This is a genomic window from Lentzea californiensis, assembly GCF_024648825.1.
GTDB classification, from domain to species: domain Bacteria; phylum Actinomycetota; class Actinomycetes; order Mycobacteriales; family Pseudonocardiaceae; genus Lentzea; species Lentzea californiensis.
In genome coordinates this window covers 150,827-167,986 of sequence record NZ_JANBBE010000011.1, presented here as the reverse complement: position 1 = coordinate 167,986, position 17,160 = coordinate 150,827, and the positions used below count along the sequence as shown (strand labels likewise).

19 protein-coding genes are annotated in these 17,160 nt (G+C 70.7%); 11 read left to right on the top strand and 8 right to left on the bottom strand.

The window, feature by feature from the left end:
* Position 1 precedes the first annotated feature (1 nt).
* Positions 2-703, bottom strand: a complete 702-nt coding sequence (locus LX88_RS32715; protein WP_258951642.1) for an SDR family NAD(P)-dependent oxidoreductase — start codon at positions 701-703, stop codon at positions 2-4.
* Positions 704-810: 107 nt separating this feature from the next.
* Positions 811-1,737 carry a LysR family transcriptional regulator gene (locus LX88_RS32710; RefSeq protein ID WP_307791599.1) on the bottom strand — a complete coding sequence of 309 codons (927 nt, stop codon included), beginning with the start codon at positions 1,735-1,737 and terminating at the stop codon, positions 811-813.
* A gap of 75 nt (positions 1,738-1,812) precedes the next feature.
* Here LX88_RS32710 and LX88_RS32705 point away from each other — a divergent pair, with 75 nt between their 5' ends.
* Positions 1,813-2,103 carry a muconolactone Delta-isomerase family protein gene (locus LX88_RS32705; RefSeq protein ID WP_258951640.1) on the top strand — a complete coding sequence of 97 codons (291 nt, stop codon included), beginning with the start codon at positions 1,813-1,815 and terminating at the stop codon, positions 2,101-2,103.
* Positions 2,104-2,203: 100 nt separating this feature from the next.
* On the opposite strand, the gene LX88_RS32700 is transcribed toward LX88_RS32705, so the two are convergent.
* Positions 2,204-3,175, bottom strand: coding sequence for an alcohol dehydrogenase catalytic domain-containing protein (locus LX88_RS32700; protein WP_258951639.1), 972 nt, complete (start codon positions 3,173-3,175; stop codon positions 2,204-2,206).
* Positions 3,176-3,258: 83 nt separating this feature from the next.
* Between LX88_RS32700 and LX88_RS32695 the strand changes: the two genes are divergently transcribed.
* From LX88_RS32695 to LX88_RS32680, 4 genes are all read left to right on the top strand, one after another.
* Positions 3,259-4,425, top strand: a complete 1,167-nt coding sequence (locus LX88_RS32695) for a beta-1,3-glucanase family protein (protein ID WP_090064943.1) — start codon at positions 3,259-3,261, stop codon at positions 4,423-4,425.
* A gap of 82 nt (positions 4,426-4,507) precedes the next feature.
* On the top strand, positions 4,508-5,179 hold the full coding sequence (locus tag LX88_RS32690; RefSeq protein ID WP_258951638.1) for a response regulator transcription factor: 672 nt from the start codon (positions 4,508-4,510) through the stop codon (positions 5,177-5,179).
* Entirely contained in the window at positions 5,176-6,501 is a 1,326-nt protein-coding gene (locus LX88_RS32685; protein WP_258951637.1) for a sensor histidine kinase, read from the top strand. The genes LX88_RS32690 and LX88_RS32685 overlap by 4 nt, the downstream gene beginning before the upstream one ends.
* A 41-nt stretch (positions 6,502-6,542) precedes the next feature.
* Complete coding sequence (locus tag LX88_RS32680) at positions 6,543-7,583, top strand: NAD-dependent epimerase/dehydratase family protein (protein ID WP_258951636.1); 1,041 nt, start codon at positions 6,543-6,545, stop codon at positions 7,581-7,583.
* Here the strand turns inward: LX88_RS32680 and LX88_RS32675 are convergent.
* Entirely contained in the window at positions 7,570-8,730 is a 1,161-nt protein-coding gene (locus LX88_RS32675; RefSeq protein WP_258951635.1) for a hypothetical protein, read from the bottom strand. The two genes, LX88_RS32680 and LX88_RS32675, sit on opposite strands and share 14 nt — an antisense overlap.
* Positions 8,731-8,851: 121 nt before the next feature.
* Between LX88_RS32675 and LX88_RS32670 the strand changes: the two genes are divergently transcribed.
* The 4 genes from LX88_RS32670 to LX88_RS32655 are packed head-to-tail and all read left to right on the top strand — an operon-like array spanning position 8,852 to position 11,773.
* The gene (locus tag LX88_RS32670; RefSeq protein WP_258951634.1) at positions 8,852-9,490 is read left to right on the top strand and encodes a glycosyltransferase family 2 protein; all 639 of its coding nucleotides are present in this window, start codon (positions 8,852-8,854) and stop codon (positions 9,488-9,490) included.
* Complete coding sequence (locus tag LX88_RS32665) at positions 9,487-10,122, top strand: TIGR04282 family arsenosugar biosynthesis glycosyltransferase (RefSeq protein WP_258951633.1); 636 nt, start codon at positions 9,487-9,489, stop codon at positions 10,120-10,122. The genes LX88_RS32670 and LX88_RS32665 overlap by 4 nt, the downstream gene beginning before the upstream one ends.
* Complete coding sequence (locus tag LX88_RS32660) at positions 10,119-10,718, top strand: methyltransferase domain-containing protein (protein ID WP_258951632.1); 600 nt, start codon at positions 10,119-10,121, stop codon at positions 10,716-10,718. The genes LX88_RS32665 and LX88_RS32660 overlap by 4 nt, the downstream gene beginning before the upstream one ends.
* Positions 10,715-11,773: a molybdopterin-dependent oxidoreductase gene (locus tag LX88_RS32655; RefSeq protein WP_258951631.1), complete on the top strand. Its 1,059-nt coding sequence runs from the start codon at positions 10,715-10,717 to the stop codon at positions 11,771-11,773. Before LX88_RS32660 ends, LX88_RS32655 begins: the two co-directional genes overlap by 4 nt.
* Positions 11,774-12,099: 326 nt before the next feature.
* On the opposite strand, the gene LX88_RS32650 is transcribed toward LX88_RS32655, so the two are convergent.
* Positions 12,100-12,915, bottom strand: a complete 816-nt coding sequence (locus tag LX88_RS32650) for a hypothetical protein (RefSeq protein ID WP_258951630.1) — start codon at positions 12,913-12,915, stop codon at positions 12,100-12,102.
* Positions 12,915-13,775 (bottom strand): ABC transporter ATP-binding protein, encoded by an 861-nt coding sequence (locus LX88_RS32645; protein WP_258951629.1) that lies wholly within the window; start codon positions 13,773-13,775, stop codon positions 12,915-12,917. Before LX88_RS32645 ends, LX88_RS32650 begins: the two co-directional genes overlap by 1 nt.
* Before the next feature lie 99 nt (positions 13,776-13,874).
* Here LX88_RS32645 and LX88_RS32640 point away from each other — a divergent pair, with 99 nt between their 5' ends.
* Positions 13,875-14,924 carry a sensor histidine kinase gene (locus LX88_RS32640; RefSeq protein ID WP_258951628.1) on the top strand — a complete coding sequence of 350 codons (1,050 nt, stop codon included), beginning with the start codon at positions 13,875-13,877 and terminating at the stop codon, positions 14,922-14,924.
* Positions 14,921-15,565 (top strand): response regulator, encoded by a 645-nt coding sequence (locus LX88_RS32635; protein WP_258951627.1) that lies wholly within the window; start codon positions 14,921-14,923, stop codon positions 15,563-15,565. Before LX88_RS32640 ends, LX88_RS32635 begins: the two co-directional genes overlap by 4 nt.
* Here LX88_RS32635 and LX88_RS32630 read toward each other — a convergent pair.
* Positions 15,551-16,171 carry a DJ-1/PfpI family protein gene (locus LX88_RS32630; protein WP_258951626.1) on the bottom strand — a complete coding sequence of 207 codons (621 nt, stop codon included), beginning with the start codon at positions 16,169-16,171 and terminating at the stop codon, positions 15,551-15,553. The genes LX88_RS32635 and LX88_RS32630 overlap by 15 nt on opposite strands.
* A complete protein-coding gene (locus LX88_RS32625) occupies positions 16,171-17,133 on the bottom strand; it encodes a GlxA family transcriptional regulator (RefSeq protein ID WP_258951625.1) in 963 nt (320 codons plus the stop codon). The genes LX88_RS32630 and LX88_RS32625 overlap by 1 nt, the downstream gene beginning before the upstream one ends.
* Positions 17,134-17,160 lie beyond the last annotated feature (27 nt).

Genomic DNA, 17,160 nt, shown 5'->3' with positions numbered 1-17,160 from the left:
GTCAGTGCCCCGCGCTCTGGCCGCCGTCGACGTGCAGGACCTCGCCCGTGACGAACCCGGCCTGTTCCAGGAAGGTGATCGCGTCGACCACCTCGGAGATCTCACCGATCCGGCCGGCGGGGTGCAACCCGGCGAGCGCCTCGTGGGTCTCCGGGGCGTGCATCGGCGTCTTGATGATGCCGAGCGCGACCGTGTTGAAGCGGATGTCGCGCGCCGCGTACTCGATCGCCAGCGACTTCGTGACGGCGTTCAGACCGCCCTTGGTCAGCGACGCGAGGGCCGAAGGCACGGCCGACAGCGCGTGGTCGACGAGGCTGGTGGACACGTTCACGACGTGGCCGCCGTTCGTCTCCATCGCCTTCACGGCGCTGCGGGTGATGTCGAAGAACCCGACGAGATTGGTGCCGGTGACGGCGGCGAAGTCCTCGTCGGTGTACTCGGTGAACGGCTTGGCGACGAAGATGCCGGCGTTGTTCACGAGCGAGTCGACCCGGCCGAACCGCGCCAGCGTCTCCCGCACGACCCGTGCGCCCTCACCGGACTTCGAGAGGTCGGCGCGAATGGCGAGCACCTCGGGGTCGTCCGAGTTCTCGATGGAACGCGAGACCGCGACAACCGAATAGCCGAGCTTGCGATAAGCGGGAACGAGTGCCGCGCCAATTCCCTGCGACGCTCCCGTGACGATTGCCACCTTGCTGGTCATTTTCCTGCTCGCTTTCGAAGGAGGAGTAGCGGATCTGATAGCCACAACCACCCGCGAACCAGCTTCATTTCACGGAATTGCGACGCCTTTCCTCCTTCGTGAGAGGGTCAGCCTCCCAGTGCGCGGTAGGGGTCGCCGGAGGGCAGCCAGGCGCGGTCCAGACCGAGGTCGCCCACGTTCCGCACGATCGCGTCGGCCGCGGCGACGACGTCCGCGCGCTCCTCGTCCTCCCGGCGCACCAGCGACCAGGTCCACAGCACCTCGGGGTCGACGACGGGCCGCGCCACGAGGTCCGGCGGCAACGGCGTGGTCTGCCCCTTCGGCGAGTTCAGCACCGGCGTCGTGCACACCCGCACGTGGTCGAAGAACGCCGGTCCGGTGATCGCGCCGTTGTGGATGCGCCGGACGCGGCAGCCGGTGTCCCTGGCGAACTCCTCGGCGTAGTCGTTCCAGGACTGCCACGACGTCACGTCGTCGTCCACCAGCACCGCGATGTCCTTCGCCCTGACCGGGCTCGTGTCCGTGCCCACGGCCACCGCGTAGAGCCGGTCGGCGCCGAGCAGCTGCGCCTTGAGCCCGAGCTGCGCGGCATCGGCCTTGCGGATCCAGCACACGGCCAGGTCGAGGCTGCCGTCCGCCACCCGCGCCGCCTGCTGGTGCGACGGCACGACCCACGCGTCCACGTAGAGCTGCGCGACCCCGGCCGTGCGGGCGGTCAGGTCCGGCGGCAGCCAGTTCACGTACCCGATGCGCACCGGCCGCGACCCGGACAGCTGCCGCGCGTGCCGTTGCAGCTCGTCGGCCCGTTCCAGCAGCGCCCGCACCTCCGGGACGAGCGCGGCACCGGCGGACGTCAGCGCCACGGTGCGGCGGTCACGGGCGAACAGCGGCACGCCCAGGTCCCGTTCGAGCGCCTTGATCTGCTGCGACAACGATGGCCCCGCGATCAGCAGCCGGGCCGCCGCCCGCCCGAAGTGCAGCTCCTCGGCGACGGCGAGGAAGTACCGGAGTTGACGCAGTTCCACGCTCAGCATCTTAGGAGGCTCAGGCTCCCACGCAGGAGAAAGCCGGTCGCGGCATCCGTCGCGCCCCGGTCGCACGATGAGGTCATGAGAGAGTTCATCGCCGAGATCACCACCACGATCCCGGACGGCACGCCCCGGTCCGAAGTGGAGTCGCGTCGCGCGGCCGAAGCGGTGCGGGCCAAGGAACTCACCACGAGCGGCAACCTCGTCCGGCTGTGGCGCCCGGTCGGCGAACTGCGCAGCATCGGCCTGTGGCGGGCCGAGGACGAGGCCGGCCTCCACACCCACGTGCTCGGCACGCTCCCGTTGAGCCCGTGGATGAAGTTCGACGTCACCGCCGTGCAGCCCCATCCGAACGATCCTGGCCGACTGTGAGCGTCCGGGCTGGGGCATGAGCGGAGTAGGGCCGGCATCGCGTTGTCCGGCCTCGAGGGTGTCGGTTACCTCATCGCCGGAACGTTCCTGCTCGCCGCGATCACAGCTCCAGCACCACCTTCACGTCACCGGGCCGCGGCTCGAACGCCTCCGCGAACGACTCCAGCGGCACCCGCCGGGTGATCATCGCCGACAGCCAGGCGTCGTCCGCCCGGTCCAGCACGGCGGAGGCCTCCCGGTAGTGACGCGGGTTCGCGTTGACCGTACCGAACACGATCCCGTTGCGCAGCACCATGTCCCGGTTGATCTGCCCGATGTCGGCGGGCACCACCTCGGCGGACGGCACGCCGGTGAGGCACACCAGGTCCCGCCCGAGCAGCCGTGCGACCAGCGACGGCGCACCGGTCGCCTCGATCACCACCGGGCAGTCCGGCAACGTCCGGTGGTAGGTGGCTCCCAGCGACTCCACGAGGTCCGGTTTCGGCCCGGAGTCCGCCAGGTCGAACACGTGCATGTCCAGCCCGCGCTGCACCCCGATCAACGCCGCCAGCAGCCCGATCGGCCCGGCGCCGGTCACCAGCACGCTCTCGAACGGGTACAGCGCCAGCCGGTCCAGCCGCTCCCACGCCTTGACCACGACGGAGGCGGGCTCGACCAGAACGCCCGTCGAAGAGCTGACGCCGACGGCATAGGCGGCAGGTACCGTCCACAACGTGGAGCCGTAGCCGTCGAGACCGGTGATGCCGCGCTCGGTGTACTGCCCGTTCCGGCACATGTCGAACTCTCCGTGCGCACACGCCACGCACGGCACCGGGTCGGGCCTGCGGACCACCCCGGCCACCAGCGAGCCCGGCTCGAACCCCGGACCGCTCACGACACGCCCCAGGGACTCGTGTCCGATCACGAGAGTTCCGCCAACGCCGAACTCGCCGCGCACGATCTCGCGGTCCGTTCCGCAGATGCCGACCGCCAGCCCCTCGACCAGCAGGTCCTCCGGTCCGGGCACCGGGTCGGGCAGTTCGGTCAAGGCCAGCGACCCGGCTCGTGCAAGATCCACCGTCAGTGCGCGCATGAGAACCATTCTTGACATATGAACCGCGACGCGCTGGTATGAGAGCGCTCTCACGCAACCCTGTCTCAGTGAGGAGATAGTCGATGCGCAAGCTCCTGCTGCTCGCGACATCGGCCCTAGTTGGGCTGACAACGATGTCCGCGCCCGTTCAGGCGGCTCCACCGAACCTGCTCCCGCTCACCGTCACGAACAACTCGGGCCGCGGTGACGCGACCCACCTGTACGTGTTCGGCGAGATGGGCGGCCGGCTCGGGTACGTGAACGCGAACGGCCAGTTCACCGCCTGGTCCGGAGGCGGGAACCCCCCGACCCCCGCACCGGACGTCTCGATCCCCGGCCCCGGGAACGGCGCCAGCCGGACCGTGCAGATCCCGCTCAACCTCGCCGGCGGCCGGATCTACATGTCCTTCCGGGACAAGCTGAAGTTCTCCCTGGTGCCGAACGGCCTGGTCCAACCGGCGCCGTGGGCCGCGGGGGACCCGAACCGCGACATCCTGTTCGACTGGAGCGAGTTCACCTACAACGGCGGCGGGTTGTGGCTGAACAGCTCGCAGGTGGACATGTTCTCGGTTCCCCACGCGGTCGAGGCGACGTCCCAGGCGGGCGCGACCAAGCGCACCGGCCAGGTCGTCTCCAACGGCCGCAACCGCATCTTCGACCAGCACCAGCAGCTGGGCGGGGACTGGGCGCGGCTCGTCCACACCCGCTCCGACGGCACGCGGCTGCGCGTGCTGAACCCGAGCAAGGGCCTCGACGCGGGCCTGTTCTCCAGCTCGTACTTCGCGAACTACGTCAGCAGCGCCTGGTCGACCTACCAGAACACGCCGCTCACCGTCGTGCCGTACCAGAACGAGCCGAACCGCAAGTTCACCGGCCGCGTCAGCGGCGGGGTACTCAACTTCACCAACACGGCGGGCCAGCAGGTCGCGTCGTTCCAGCAGCCGTCCACCCGTGACATCCTGAACTGCGACGGCCGGCTCGCGGCACCGAACAACGACGTCGGCGCGATCTCGCGCTCGCTGTGCGCCGGGCTCAACCGCTCGACGTTCGGCTTCGTCCACACCCAGCCGACGTACGACGCGAGCCAGTTCTACACCCGCGCGACCACGAACCACTTCTCGAAGATCGTGCACCAGAACATGGTCGACGGGAAGGCCTACGGGTTCGCGTTCGACGACGTCGGCGCGTTCGAGTCACTTGTTCACGAACCGAACCCGCGTTCGGCGAAAATCACGCTGACCGGATTCTAGACCGAAGTATTCTTGCGTTTGATCGACTTTCACTCCACTGTGTGAGACGCCGTCGCCGCGGCTCTCACACAGTGGAGTCGTTGTGTGCGTAAGGGTCCTGCTGGTCGAAGACGACGAGCGAATCCAGCAGGCCTTGGGCCTCGCCTTGTCCGATGAGGGTTTCTCAGTGGACGAGACGGGTTCGGGCGAAGAGGCGTTACACCGTTTGGAGACCGAATCGTTCGACGTGGTGCTGGTCGACCTCACGCTGCCGGGCGTCGATGGCCTGGAGGTCGTGCGGACCATCCGCACACGCGGTGACCTGCCGATCATCGTGGTGACGGCGCGCACCGACGCCCGTGACGTGATCGCCGGGCTGGAGGCGGGAGCGGACGACTACGTCACGAAACCGTTGATGGCGAGCGTTCTCGCCGCACGCGTCCGCGCGTTGTTGCGCCGGCGCGGTCCGGGCCGCGAATTCGTTCGGATAGGGGCACTGGAAATCCGTCCGCAGGAAGGGCTGGTGCACCGGGCGGGTGAACGCGTTCATCTCACCAGGACGGAATTCCGGCTGTTGCTGGAACTCGCTGGTGCGGGCGGCCGAATCGTCACCAGGGAACAGCTGCTGCAAAAGGTCTGGGGATACGACTACTTCGGCGACACCAGGTTGCTCGATGTGCACATAAGGCGCCTCCGCCGCAAGATCGAGGCGAACCCGGACGATCCGGAGCTGCTTCTCACCGTGCGCGGCAGCGGCTATCGGATCCGCTCGTGAAACTGACGCTGCGCTGCCGGGTCACCCTCTCGTTCGGCTTCGGCCTTCTGGTCGTCACGAGCGTGCTGGCGTTCGCCACCTGGAACCTCGCCTCCGGCTACATGCTGCGGCAGCGGGAGGCGAGCGCGACGCGGCAGGCCGAGGTCAACGTGCGGCTGGTCGAGAGGTCGCTGGCCTCGCCCGGTCTCGGCGAACTGCTGACCGGCCTCACGACCGGGCCCGACTCCTCGATCCTGGTGCTGAGGCACGACGGCCTGGTGCGGGCGGGCCGCGTGGTCGAGCCGTCCCAGCTGCCGGCCGGACTGGTGGAGCACCCGCCGGGCACGCAGCGGATCACCGTGGACGGCCTGCCGATGCTCGCCGTCGCGCGGCCGGTGGCGGGCGACGCGGTCTACGTCGAGCTGTTCGGGTTGCAGCACCTGAACCGGACGTTCGCGTTCCTGAGCGCGGTGCTGGTCGCCGGCACGATCGCCTCGGCGCTGCTCGGGGCGGCACTGGGTTCGTGGGCGTCGAAACGGGCGCTGAGACCGCTGGCGGAGCTGAACTCCGCGGCGGGCCGGATCGCCGGCGGTGACCTGCACGCCCGGCTGCCCGACCAGGACGACCCCGACCTCGCGGCGCTGGCGGCGAAGTTCAACTCGACGGCGCACGCGCTGGAGCAGAGGGCGCTGCGGGACGCGCGGTTCGCCTCGGACGTCTCGCACGAGCTGCGGTCGCCGCTGACGACGATGGTGAACGCGGGCGCGGTGCTGCGCCGGCGTGGGGAGCACCTGCCGGGCACCGCCGGGACCGCGCTGGAGCTGCTGACGTCGGAGGTCGACAGGTTCGCGCGGATGGTCGTGGACCTGCTGGAGATCTCGCGCGCCGACCAGACCGACGACTACGAGCCGGAGGAGCTCGACCTGAGCGCATTGGTGCGCAACGTGATCGCGACCCGCTGGAACGCGGTGCCGGTCGAGGCGGGCCCGGTGCGGGTGCTCGGCGACCGGCGGCGGCTGGACCGGGTGCTGGCCAATCTCGTGGAGAACGCCGAACGCCATGCGGGCGGCGCGATCTTCGTGGCGGTGAGCAGGACGGGCGACAGGGCACGCGTCGAGGTCGAGGACGACGGGCCGGGTGTGCCGGAAGCGTTGCGGGAGCAGATCTTCGAGCGGTTCGCGCGGGGCAGGCCCGGCAGCCGGGGCGACGACTCCGGCAGCGGGCTCGGGCTCGCACTGGTTCGTGAGCACGTGCAGCGCCACCACGGCCGCGTGTGGGTCGAGGACCGCTTCCCGCGTGGTGCGCGGTTCGTGGTGGAGCTGCCGGCTCTTACGAAGTCATGACGTGATGGGGCCGTCCGGCGATCCGGTCCTACGGTCGGTCCATGCGAGTACTGATCACTGGCGGGGCCGGGTTCATCGGGTCGCACGTCGCGGACGAGCTGACCGCCCAAGGCCATGAATGCGTGGTGCTCGACGCGTTGCTGCCCCAAGCTCACGGCACCGTTCCTTCGCTGGAGCACGAACTGGTCGTCGGTGACGTGACCGACGCCGCCGTACTGGGGCCGTTGCTGTCCACAGTGGACGCCGTGTGCCACCAGGCGGCGATGGTCGGGCACGGCGTGGATCCGTTCGACGCGCCTTCCTACGCGCGCCACAACGACCTGGGCACGGCGGTGCTGCTGGCCGAGATGCACCGGGCCGGGGTGTCGCGGCTGGTGCTGGCCTCGTCGATGGTCGTCTACGGCGAGGGGCGCTACCGGTGCCTCTCGCACGGGATCGTGAGAGCTGAACGGACTGCCGAGGACGTGGCCGCCGGTATGTACGAGCCGCGCTGCTTCTGCGGTGACTTCGTGGTGTCCGAACTGGTGCCCGAGGACGCCCCGCTGGAGCCGCGCAGCACCTACGCGGCGACCAAGCTGGCGCAGGAGCACCTCGCGCTGGCGTGGGCCCGGCAGACCGGCGGCAGCGTGTGGGCCTTGCGCTACCACAACGTCTACGGCCCGCGGATGCCGCGCGACACCCCGTACGCCGGGGTCGCGTCGATCTTCCGATCCGCGCTGCAGAACGGCGTCGCCCCGCGGGTGATGGAGGACGGGCGGCAGCGGCGCGACTTCGTGCACGTCACCGACGTGGCCAGGGCCAACGCGCTGGCGCTGGCCTCCCCGCGCCCTGGCTTCGAGGCCGTGAACGTCTGCTCCGGCACCCCGCGCACGATCGGTGACCTCGCGTTCGCGCTGGCCGGCGCGTGCGACGGACCGACCCCGGAGATCGTGGGCGGGGCGCGGGCGGGCGACGTCCGGCACGTCGTGGCGTCACCCGCGAAGGCGTTGGACGTGCTGGGTTTCGAGGCGCGGGTCGGGTTCGAGGAGGGCGTGCGGGAGTTCGCCTTCGCCTCGCAGCGGGAGCCGGTCACCAGTTCGTGAGCACCAGGTGGTTCACCGCCAGGGCCGTGACGACCTGGGCGGTGAGCCACCGCCTGTCCAGCTTCGCCGTGCCGGCGAGCAGCCAGACCGCGAACGGCAGCCAGATCCGCTCGGTCTCGGCCTTGCTCAGGCCGGACAGGTCCGCCGCCAGGATCGCGATGCCGGCCGCGACGACCCACTTGTCCCGGCGCAGTCCCTTGATCCCGGCCGGGCCGATCACCAGCGCGAGTGCCGCGAGGTTCGCCCAGGCCCAGTACCAGTACGGCCTGGTGTCGCCGATGCCCTGGTAGTAGCGGAGTTTCACGAGCTCGTAGCCGTCGAGCCACCAGAACCCGCTGAGCGCGAACGCCGCCACGACCGCGAGCGCACCCGCGACGGCCCAGCCGATCTTCCGGCCGGCCGCGACGATCGCGAGCGGGGCCAGCAACACCAGCCCGTAGGACAGGAACAGGCACCAGCCGAGCACGACGCCGCCCAGCAACGGCCACCGGGTGAGCAGGTAGACGCCGACGGCGGCCACGCCCATGAACATGCCGTCCGCGGACGCCCCGACCCACACCGCGCCGGGGAACAGGACGAGGAACGGCAGCACCGCGTTGGTGCCGATGGCCTTGGGAATCGCCACCACGGCAAGCGATCCGACGAGCACGCAGAAGATCGAGGCCGCCGCTCCCCCGCCGAGGCCGATGCGGTCGAGCGCGACGAACGTCAGCAGAGCGCCTGGTGGATGACCGGAGACGTGCGTGGTCCACGAGTCGGGCTGGAAGTCCGGGATGCGCGCGGCGAACCCGCGCAGCATCGCCGGGACGTCGGTGACGCCGGGAACCTCGTGCAGGTACTCGTCGTCCGTCGTCAGCCTGGTGACGAACCGGTTCCAGCCGTCGACCATCGCCAGCGAGAAGGTGAACGCCACCGAGGCCGCGTAGGCGATCGGCAGTGCGAACCTGTGCTCGGTGAGCTCGGGACCTTTGGCCACCACGAGGAACGCGATCAGGACCGCCACGGGCGTGCCGGGGCCCAGGTGCGGCTGCCAGTCGCCGAAGAGCGGTGCCGCGGCGGCGAACAGGATGCCGGGATCGTTGACGTTGACGACGACCCCGGTGATGATGGCGGCAGCGACGAGCAGCCCTGCGATGACTAGACGCACCGCGCCCAACCTAGGGGGTCGGCCGGGTGCTCGCGGGCCTCGCAAGACAATCGTAAGAACTCTTCCAGGCGTCACAATTCCGTAAGCACCACAACACTTTCCGATGCTCCAGGCTGGACACATGGATGTCGTGTTGCCCTGCCTGGACGAGGCCGCCGCACTGCCCGCGGTCCTCGCCTCCCTGCCTCCCGGACACCGCGCGATCGTCGTGGACAACGGGTCGTCCGACGGCTCACCCGAGGTGGCCGCCGCGTGCGGCGCCCTGGTCGTGCACGAGTCGAAGCGCGGTTATGGCGCCGCCGTGCACACCGGTCTGCTCGCGGCCACCTCGGAGCTGGTGGCGTTCGCCGACGCGGACGGGTCACTGGACCTGGCCGAACTGCCCGCGATGGCGTCGCTCCTGGCCGATGCCGACCTCGTGGTCGGCCGGCGAAGGCCCGTACAGGCGGGCGTGTGGCCGTGGCACGCACGAGCCGGTAACGCCGTGATCGCGTCCCTGTTGCGGCGCAGGGGTTTGGACGTGCACGACATCGCACCGCTGCGCGTGTGCCGGCGGGAGGCGTTGCTGGCACTGGACGTCCAGGATCGCGCCTTCGGCTATCCGCTGGAACTGCTGGTGCGCGCGGCGGAGGCGGGCTGGCGGGTGCGCGAGGTCGACGTTTCCTACGGGCCCCGGGCGGCCGGCACCCGGTCGAAGGTGTCGGGCTCGGTGCGCGGCACGCTGCGGGCGGCACGGGACATGGCGGGGGTGCTGCGATGAGGTTCTGCCTGCTGATCATGGCGAAGTCGCCGGTGCCGGGCCAGGTGAAGACGCGGCTGTGCCCGCCGCTGTCGGCCGGGGAGGCGGCGGACGTGGCGGCGGCCTCGTTGCTGGACACGATCTCGGCGGCGCTGGACACCTCCGGCGCCGTGCCCGTGGTGGCGCTGGCCGGGGTGGTGCGGCGGGAGGACGTCCGCGACGCTCTGGCCGAGTGCGTGGTGATCCCGCAGCGCGGTGCCTCGTTCGCCGAGCGGCTCGTGCACGCGCACGCCGACATCGCGCGGTTCCGGATGCCGGTCCTGCAGATCGGAATGGACACCCCGCAGGTCACGCCGTCGCTGCTGGAGTCGTGCGCCGACTTCGGGGAGGCGGCGCTCGGGTTCGCGGAGGACGGCGGCTGGTGGGCGCTCGGGTTGCGGGACCCGCTGCGGGCCGCGGTGCTGCGGGATGTGCCGATGTCGCGTGCGGACACGGGAGCGCTGACGCTGGAGGCGTTGCACGGACTGGAGGTGCGGACGCTGCCGGTGCTGTCCGATGTGGACACCATGGCGGACGCCCGCGCGGTGGCCCTGCAGGTGCCGGGCAGCCGGTTCGCGGCGGAACTGGCCCAGGCGGCGGCGGTGGCCCGATGATGTTCGACCAGGCCCTGAAGGGTCATCCCGGCTGGCTCGACCTCCCCGGCACCCCCTCGCGCGAACTGAGCGTCGCCCGCTGGCACGCCGACGCGGACGGCGGCGACTCCGTCCTCCTCGACGCCTGCACCGGCCCCACCCTCGACGTCGGCTGCGGCCCCGGCCGTCTCGTCGCCGCACTGCTGGGCCGCCGGGTCCGGGCGCTCGGCGTCGACGTGTCCCCGGAGGCGATCCGGCGCACCACCGAACGCGGCGGCATCGCGATCCGCCGCGACGTGTTCGACCTGCTGCCGGGCGAGGGTCACTGGCAGCACGTCCTGCTGGCCGACGGCAACATCGGCATCGGCGGGGACCCGGCCGCCCTCCTGCGCCGCGTCCGGAACCTGCTGCGGCCCAGCGGAACCGTCGTCGTCGAGGTCGAGCCGCCGGGTGCGGGCCTGACGACCGGCCAGGCCCGGGTGCGCACCGAGGACACCCGCGGCCAGTGGTTCCCGTGGGCCTGGAGCGACGCGGAGTCCCTGACCGCCGACGGCCTCTTCCTGCTGTGGCAGACCGAACGCGCCGGGCGCTGGTTCGCGTGCTGGGAGCGGCTGTGAAACTCCCCGTCTTCAAAGCGCCCGTCTTCAAAGCGCCCGCCCACCACACGGGCGTGACGAGCCGGGTCGGCACGTGGCTCGGCATCACGTTCGGGCTGTGCTTCGTCACCGGCCTGATCAGCCACGGCGTGCAGCACGACTGGGTGTGGCCGACCCGTCCGGTCGACCTCTACCGCGTCACCCAGGGTGTGCACGTGATCTCCGGCGTCGCCTCGATCCCGTTGCTGCTGGCCAAGTTGTGGAGCGTCTACCCGAAGCTGTTCGAACGGCCGCTGGTGAAGTCCGTGCCGCACGCCCTGGAGCGCGGCTCGATCTTCGTGCTGATCGCGGCGTCGTTCTTCGAACTGGTCACCGGCTTGTTCAACGCGGCGCAGAACTACCCGTGGTCGTTCTACTTCCCCACCGTCCACTACGCGGTGGCGTGGATCGTGATCGGCGCCCTGCTGGTCCACGTCGCCGTCAAGATCCCGCTGATCCGCCGCACCCTCGAACCGGTGTCCGAAGAGCGGACCATCCTGTCCCGCAGGGCGTTCCTGCGCACCACCGCGCTCACGACCGGTGTCGCCGTAGTGGCGACGGCCGGTGTCACTGTGCCGTGGCTGCGCAAGATCTCCGTGCTGGCGTGGCGATCCGACGGCGACCTGCCGGTGAACCGAACGGCACAGGCCGCGAACGTGGTGGTGCCGCGGGACTGGCGGCTGAAGGCGGGCGCGAAGAGCTACTCGCTGGCCGAACTGCGGGCGATGCCGCAGACCACCGTCGACCTGCCGATCGCGTGCGTCGAGGGCTGGAGCCAGAACGCGACCTGGACCGGTGTCCGCGTCTCCGAGCTCGTGAGCGGAGGCGATGTGCGGGTCGAGTCGCTCGAGGAGGACGGGCTGTACCGGGCGACCACACTGCCGTCGGAGTTCGCCGAGGATCCGCTCACGCTGCTGGCACTGAGGCTCAACGGCGAGGAGCTCAGCCTGGACCACGGGTTCCCGTGCCGGCTGATCGCGCCGAACCGGCCGGGCGTGCTGCAGACGAAGTGGGTCACGTCGCTGGAGGTCCTGTGAGAGTCGTCCTCGGCGTCATCGGTGCGGGGCTGGGGGCCTGGGGTGCCTGGCTGCTCCTGCCCCAGATCACCGTCGAGCTCCTGCTCTGGCTCGGCGGCGGCGTGGTCCTGCACGACTTCCTGATCGCCCCGCTCGTCGGCGCCGCCGGGCTCGTGGTGAAACGGCCGTCCATCGGCATCGGCCTGACCGTGTCCGGTGTCGTCACGCTCCTCGCGGTGCCGCTGCTCTGGCGCGAGCACAGCGGGCCGGTGAACCCCGGCCTGCACGACCGCGACTACCCCATCGGAGTCGCGGTCGTGCTGGGCCTGACGTGGGCCGCCGTGGCCCTATACGAGGTCGCGGCGCACCTTCAGAAGCGTCGCCGCGCCGACGAAGAACACGACGTACCCGGCGAGGAACAACGCCGCGGTGGTGCCGCTCAGGTTCGTCAGCACGCCGGGGGCACTGGATCCACCGACGGCGCCGGCGAGGTTGCCGGCCGATCCGCCGGGCAGGACCTCGGTCAGCGACTCGACCGGCCCGAGCAGGGACCCCACGCCCCGCAACAGGTTCTCGGTCACGATCGCCCACATCAGGCCGAGGCCGACGGCCAGCGCGGGACCCTTGGTGACGACGCCGAGGAACACGCCGAACCCCGTCCACATGGCGGCGATCAGCAGTGACGCGCCCAGAGCCTTGAAGACGCCGAGGCCAGGCAGGCTCCAGTCCCAGCCCTCCAGTGACGCCACGGTCACCGCCGCGCTGAGGTTCACGACGAACGTGAGGGCCACCAGCAGCACCACGACGATCCCCAGCGCCCCGAGCGTGCCGGCCATCGCCGAAACCCGGCGCGGGCCGGCCGTCAGGGTCGTCTTCCAGGTGCCCCAGCCATATCCGCTGCCGACGGCCAGCGCCGCCAGCACGAGGACGATCGCACCGCCGAACATGGGCAGGCCGCGCACGACGGCCGCGCCGACGTTCTCCGGCTGCATCGCGCTGATCAGTTGCTGCTGGGACATCGAACGGGTGTTGGTGCCGCCGTTCAGGGCGAGGTAGTTGAACAAGTAGCCGAACGTCAGCGTCATCACCAGCCAGACGCCGATCAGCACCCAGGTCGCCGGCCACTTCCACAGCCTCAGCAGCTCCGCCTTCACGCTGCCCATCACGCCGCTCCCGTCATCTCGAAGAAGACCTCTTCCAGCGTCCGGCGCAGCGGCCGGACCTCCTGCACGTCCACGTCGGCGTGCACCAGCGTGCGCACCAACGCCCCTGCGTCCGTCTCTCGCACATGCAGCACGTCGCCGTGCACCGAGCTGCCCTCGATCAGCACGTGCGCCTTCTCGAGCGGGTCTGCCTTGACCAGCAGAACCGTCTCGCCGCGCAACTGGTCGACCGTGCTCTCGGCGACGAGCTTGCCGTTCGAGATCACGCCAACCCGGTCGCAGATCTCCTCGACCTCGCCGAGCAGGTGGCTCGACAGCAGCACCGTCTGGCCCTGCGCGGCCAGCGCCCGCACCAGGTCGCGCATGTCGGCCATGCCCGCCGGGTCGAGGCCGTTGGTCGGCTCGTCGAGGATCAGCAGTTCCGGCCGGCCGAGCAGGGCCGCGGCGACGCCGAGCCGTTGCTTCATGCCGAGCGAGTACCGGCGGAACTTCTCGGCGGCGGCGCCCACCAGGTCGACCTGTTCCAGCGCGGCCTCGACGTGCGTCCTGTCCACGCCCCGGCGGGCGGCGTGCACGCGCAGGTTGTCGCGGCCGGACAGGTAGGGGAAGAAGCCGGGGCCCTCGATCAGCGACCCGACCTTGAGCAACGCCCTGGGGGTGCCCGGCTTCTCGCCGAGGACCCTGGCGGATCCGCTGGTCGGCCTCACGAGCCCGAGCAGCATGCGGATCGTGGTCGTCTTGCCCGCGCCGTTGGGACCGAGGAACCCGTAGACCTCGCCCCGCCGCACGGACAGACTGACCTCGTCCACCACGGCGCGGTCGCCGTAGCGCTTCGTCAGCTTCTCCGTCGTCACGATCATGGGCTCGACTGTGGTCCCGCGCACGACCTGGGTCGTCCGCTCCGGAGCGTCATGAAGATACGCACATCTGCGTACGTCCCCGGTCGTATGGTCGGCGGCATGCGGATCACATGGCAGGACGGCGCGCTCACGGCGGCGCTGCTGTTCTTCGGCCTCGCGGGCACGCGGTTCGCCGCGCGTCTCCAAGGCGGCGAACCCCTCGACGCCCTCGCGTACGTGCTCATCGTCGTGGCGGCGTGCGGCCTGCTGTTCCGCACCGTGCGTCCGATGTGGACGGTGCCGGTCACAATCGCGTCGATCGTGGTCTACCTGGCGCTGGGCTACCCGTTCGGCCCGATCCTGGTGAGCGGTGTCGCCGCGATCTACGCGGTGGCCCTGTACGCGCGCATCGAACTCGCCGCCGCCAGTGCCCTGCTGTACGCGCTGGCGATCCTGCCGTGGTGGAACGACTCGCTGACGTCGTGGGTCACCTGGTCGGCCGGCTGGATCCTGCTGCCCGGTGCGGCGGGTGTGCTGATGAAGCTGCGCCGCCGGTCCGCTGTGGACGTTCGCGAGCGCACCGCGATCTCCGAACGGCTGCGGCTCGCCCAGGAGGTCCACGACGTCGTCGGCCACGGCCTGTCGGTGATCGCCATGCAGGCCGGCGTCGCGCTCTACGTGCTGGACAAGGATCCCGCGAAGGCGCGCGCGTCACTCGAAGCCATCCGCGACACGTCCAAGGAGGCGCTGGACGGCCTGCGGTCCGAACTGGACACCCTGCGCGGCTCGGCCCCGCTGGCACCGGTGATCACGCTCGACGACGTCCCGGCACTCGCGGCACGCATGCGCGAGGCAGGGCTGGAGGTGTCGGTCGAGGTCGCCGGGATCGAGCTGCCGGACACCTACCAGCTGGCCGTGTACCGGATCGTGCAGGAGTCGCTGACCAACGTGCTGCGCCACTCCTCCCCCGGTGTCACCGCGTCCGTCAGGGTCTACACCGTGCGCGACGAGCTGGTCGTCCACGTGACCGACACCGGCACGCCGGCCGCGTTCACCGAGGGCCACGGCATCACGGGCATGCGCTCGCGGGCCGAAGCGCTCGGCGGCACGCTCGAAGCCGACGCGGCGCAGGGCTTCTCGGTGATCGCCCGGATACCGTTGCCCGCATGATTCGCGTGGTGGTGGCCGACGACCAGCCGCTGGTCCGGATGGGGCTGCGGACGTTGATCGAGACCGAGGACGGCGTCCAGCTCGCCGGAGAGGCCGCCGACGGGCAGGAGGCACTGGCGCTGATCCAGGCGACGAAGCCGGACGTGGTGTTCCTCGACATCCGCATGCCGCTGATGGACGGCCTGGAGGTGTTGCGCCGCATCAGCGCCGACCCGGCGTGCGCCGAGGTCAGGATCATCATGCTCACGACGTTCGACCTCGACGAGTACGTGTTCGAGGCGCTGCGCACGGGCGCGTCCGGGTTCCTGGTGAAGGACTCCGACCCGGCGGACCTCCTGCGCGCGGTGCACGTGGTCGCCGACGGCGGTTCGCTGCTCTCGCCGTCCGTCACGCGCCGGGTGATCGACCGGTTCGCGTCCGGGGCGTCGGCGCGGCCCGTGCCGCACCTCGACAGGCTGACCGAACGCGAGCGGGAGATCATGCGGCACGTGGCGTCCGGCGCGTCCAACGACGAGATCGCCGCGGTGCTGGTGATCTCGCCCGCGACGGTGCGCACGCACGTGTCGCGGGCGATGGTGAAGCTGGGCGCACGCGATCGCGCCCAGCTCGTGGTGTTCGCCGTCCAGTCAGGCCTGACTTGATTCGAACGCGGCCTTGAGGCCCTGGGCGATCTCGGGCGGGATCGAGTCGTAGGCGCGCGGCGGCTGCGGGTCGTACTCGATGCCGACCTGCACGGCCTGCGCGACCACCTCGCCGAACTCGGCCTCGACCAGCCGCAACGCCATGTCGATGCCCGCCGACACGCCGGCGCCGCTGACGACCTTGCCGTCGAACACGACCCGGTCGGTGCTCACCTCGACGCCCCGCACCTCCAGGTCCTCCCGCGCGGCCCAGTGCGTCGTGGCCCTCGAGACCAGCCCGGCCTCGGCGAGCAGCGTCGACCCGGTGCACACCGACGTCGTCCACTTCGTCGTCGGGTGCACCTCCCGCAGCCACTCGACGACGCCGCCGGAGTCCTTCAGCAGTGCCTTCCAGTGCCCGGAGCCCGGCACCACCACGATGTCGGTCGACTTCAGCGAGTCGAACGTGTCGGTCGGCGTCACGACCAGCCCGTTGTCGGACTTCACGGGGTCGAGCGTCGCGGCGACGAACCGCGCGGAGACCACCGGCACGCTGGCCAGCACCTCGAACGGGCCGACGAAGTCGAGCGCCGTCATGTTCGGGTAGAGCACGAAAGTGGCTTCCATCAGGCAACCCCAGTGGTCCGGAAACGGGCGCGGTAGCTGCCCGGCGACACGCCGAGCACGCGCAGGAAGGCCCGTCGCAGGGTCTCGGACGAGCCGAACCCCGACTGGCGGGCGACGAGGTCGAGCGAGTCACCGCTGCTGGCCAGCCGGTCGGCGGCGGCCTCGACGCGGGCTCGTTCGACGTACTGCGCGGGCGAGACGCCCACGCTGCGGGAGAAGACCCTGGCGAAGTGCCGCACGCTCATCATGGCCTTGCGGGCCATGACCGGCACCGTCCACTCCCGCGTCGGATCGGCGTGGATGTCGTCGAGCAACGCGCGCAGCGAGCCGTCCGACACCGGCTTGGCACGGGTGTGCACGCTGAACTGCGATTGGCCGCCCGAGCGTTGCAGGAAGACGACCAGGTACTGCGCGATCCTGCGGGCCATTGCGGGCCCGTGGTCCTGCTCGACCATGGCCAGCGCCAGGTCGATGCCCGCCGTCACCCCTGCCGACGTGGCCACCTGGCCGTCGCACACGAAGATCGCGTCCGGCTCCACCTCGACGCCGCGGCTCTCCAGCTCACCGGTGAACGCCCAGTGCGTCGTCGCCCTCTTGCCCTTCAGCAGCCCGGCCCCGGCCAGCACCACGGCGCCCGTGCAGACCCCCGCGACGCGACGGGACCGCAACGCCAGCCGCCGCAGGTTCGTCGTGAGCACCGCGTCGGACGCGGCCTCGCCGTACCCCCAGCCGCCGACGACGAGCAGCGTGTCGATCGGACGGTCCAGCGTGAGCAGATCGGCGCCCGCCTCGACGCGCACGCCCGCGGTGGCGGTGAACGGTCCTCCCCCGAGCGTGGCGACGGTGACCTGGTAGCGCTGCTCGCCGTAGTTCGCCGCCTGGAACACCTCTATCGGCCCCGCCAGGTCCAGCAACGCGGTGTGGTCGTAGCCGACCACGACTATCTCCCTCAGATTCCCCACACCTCCACTTTCCTCATCCCCGCCTGA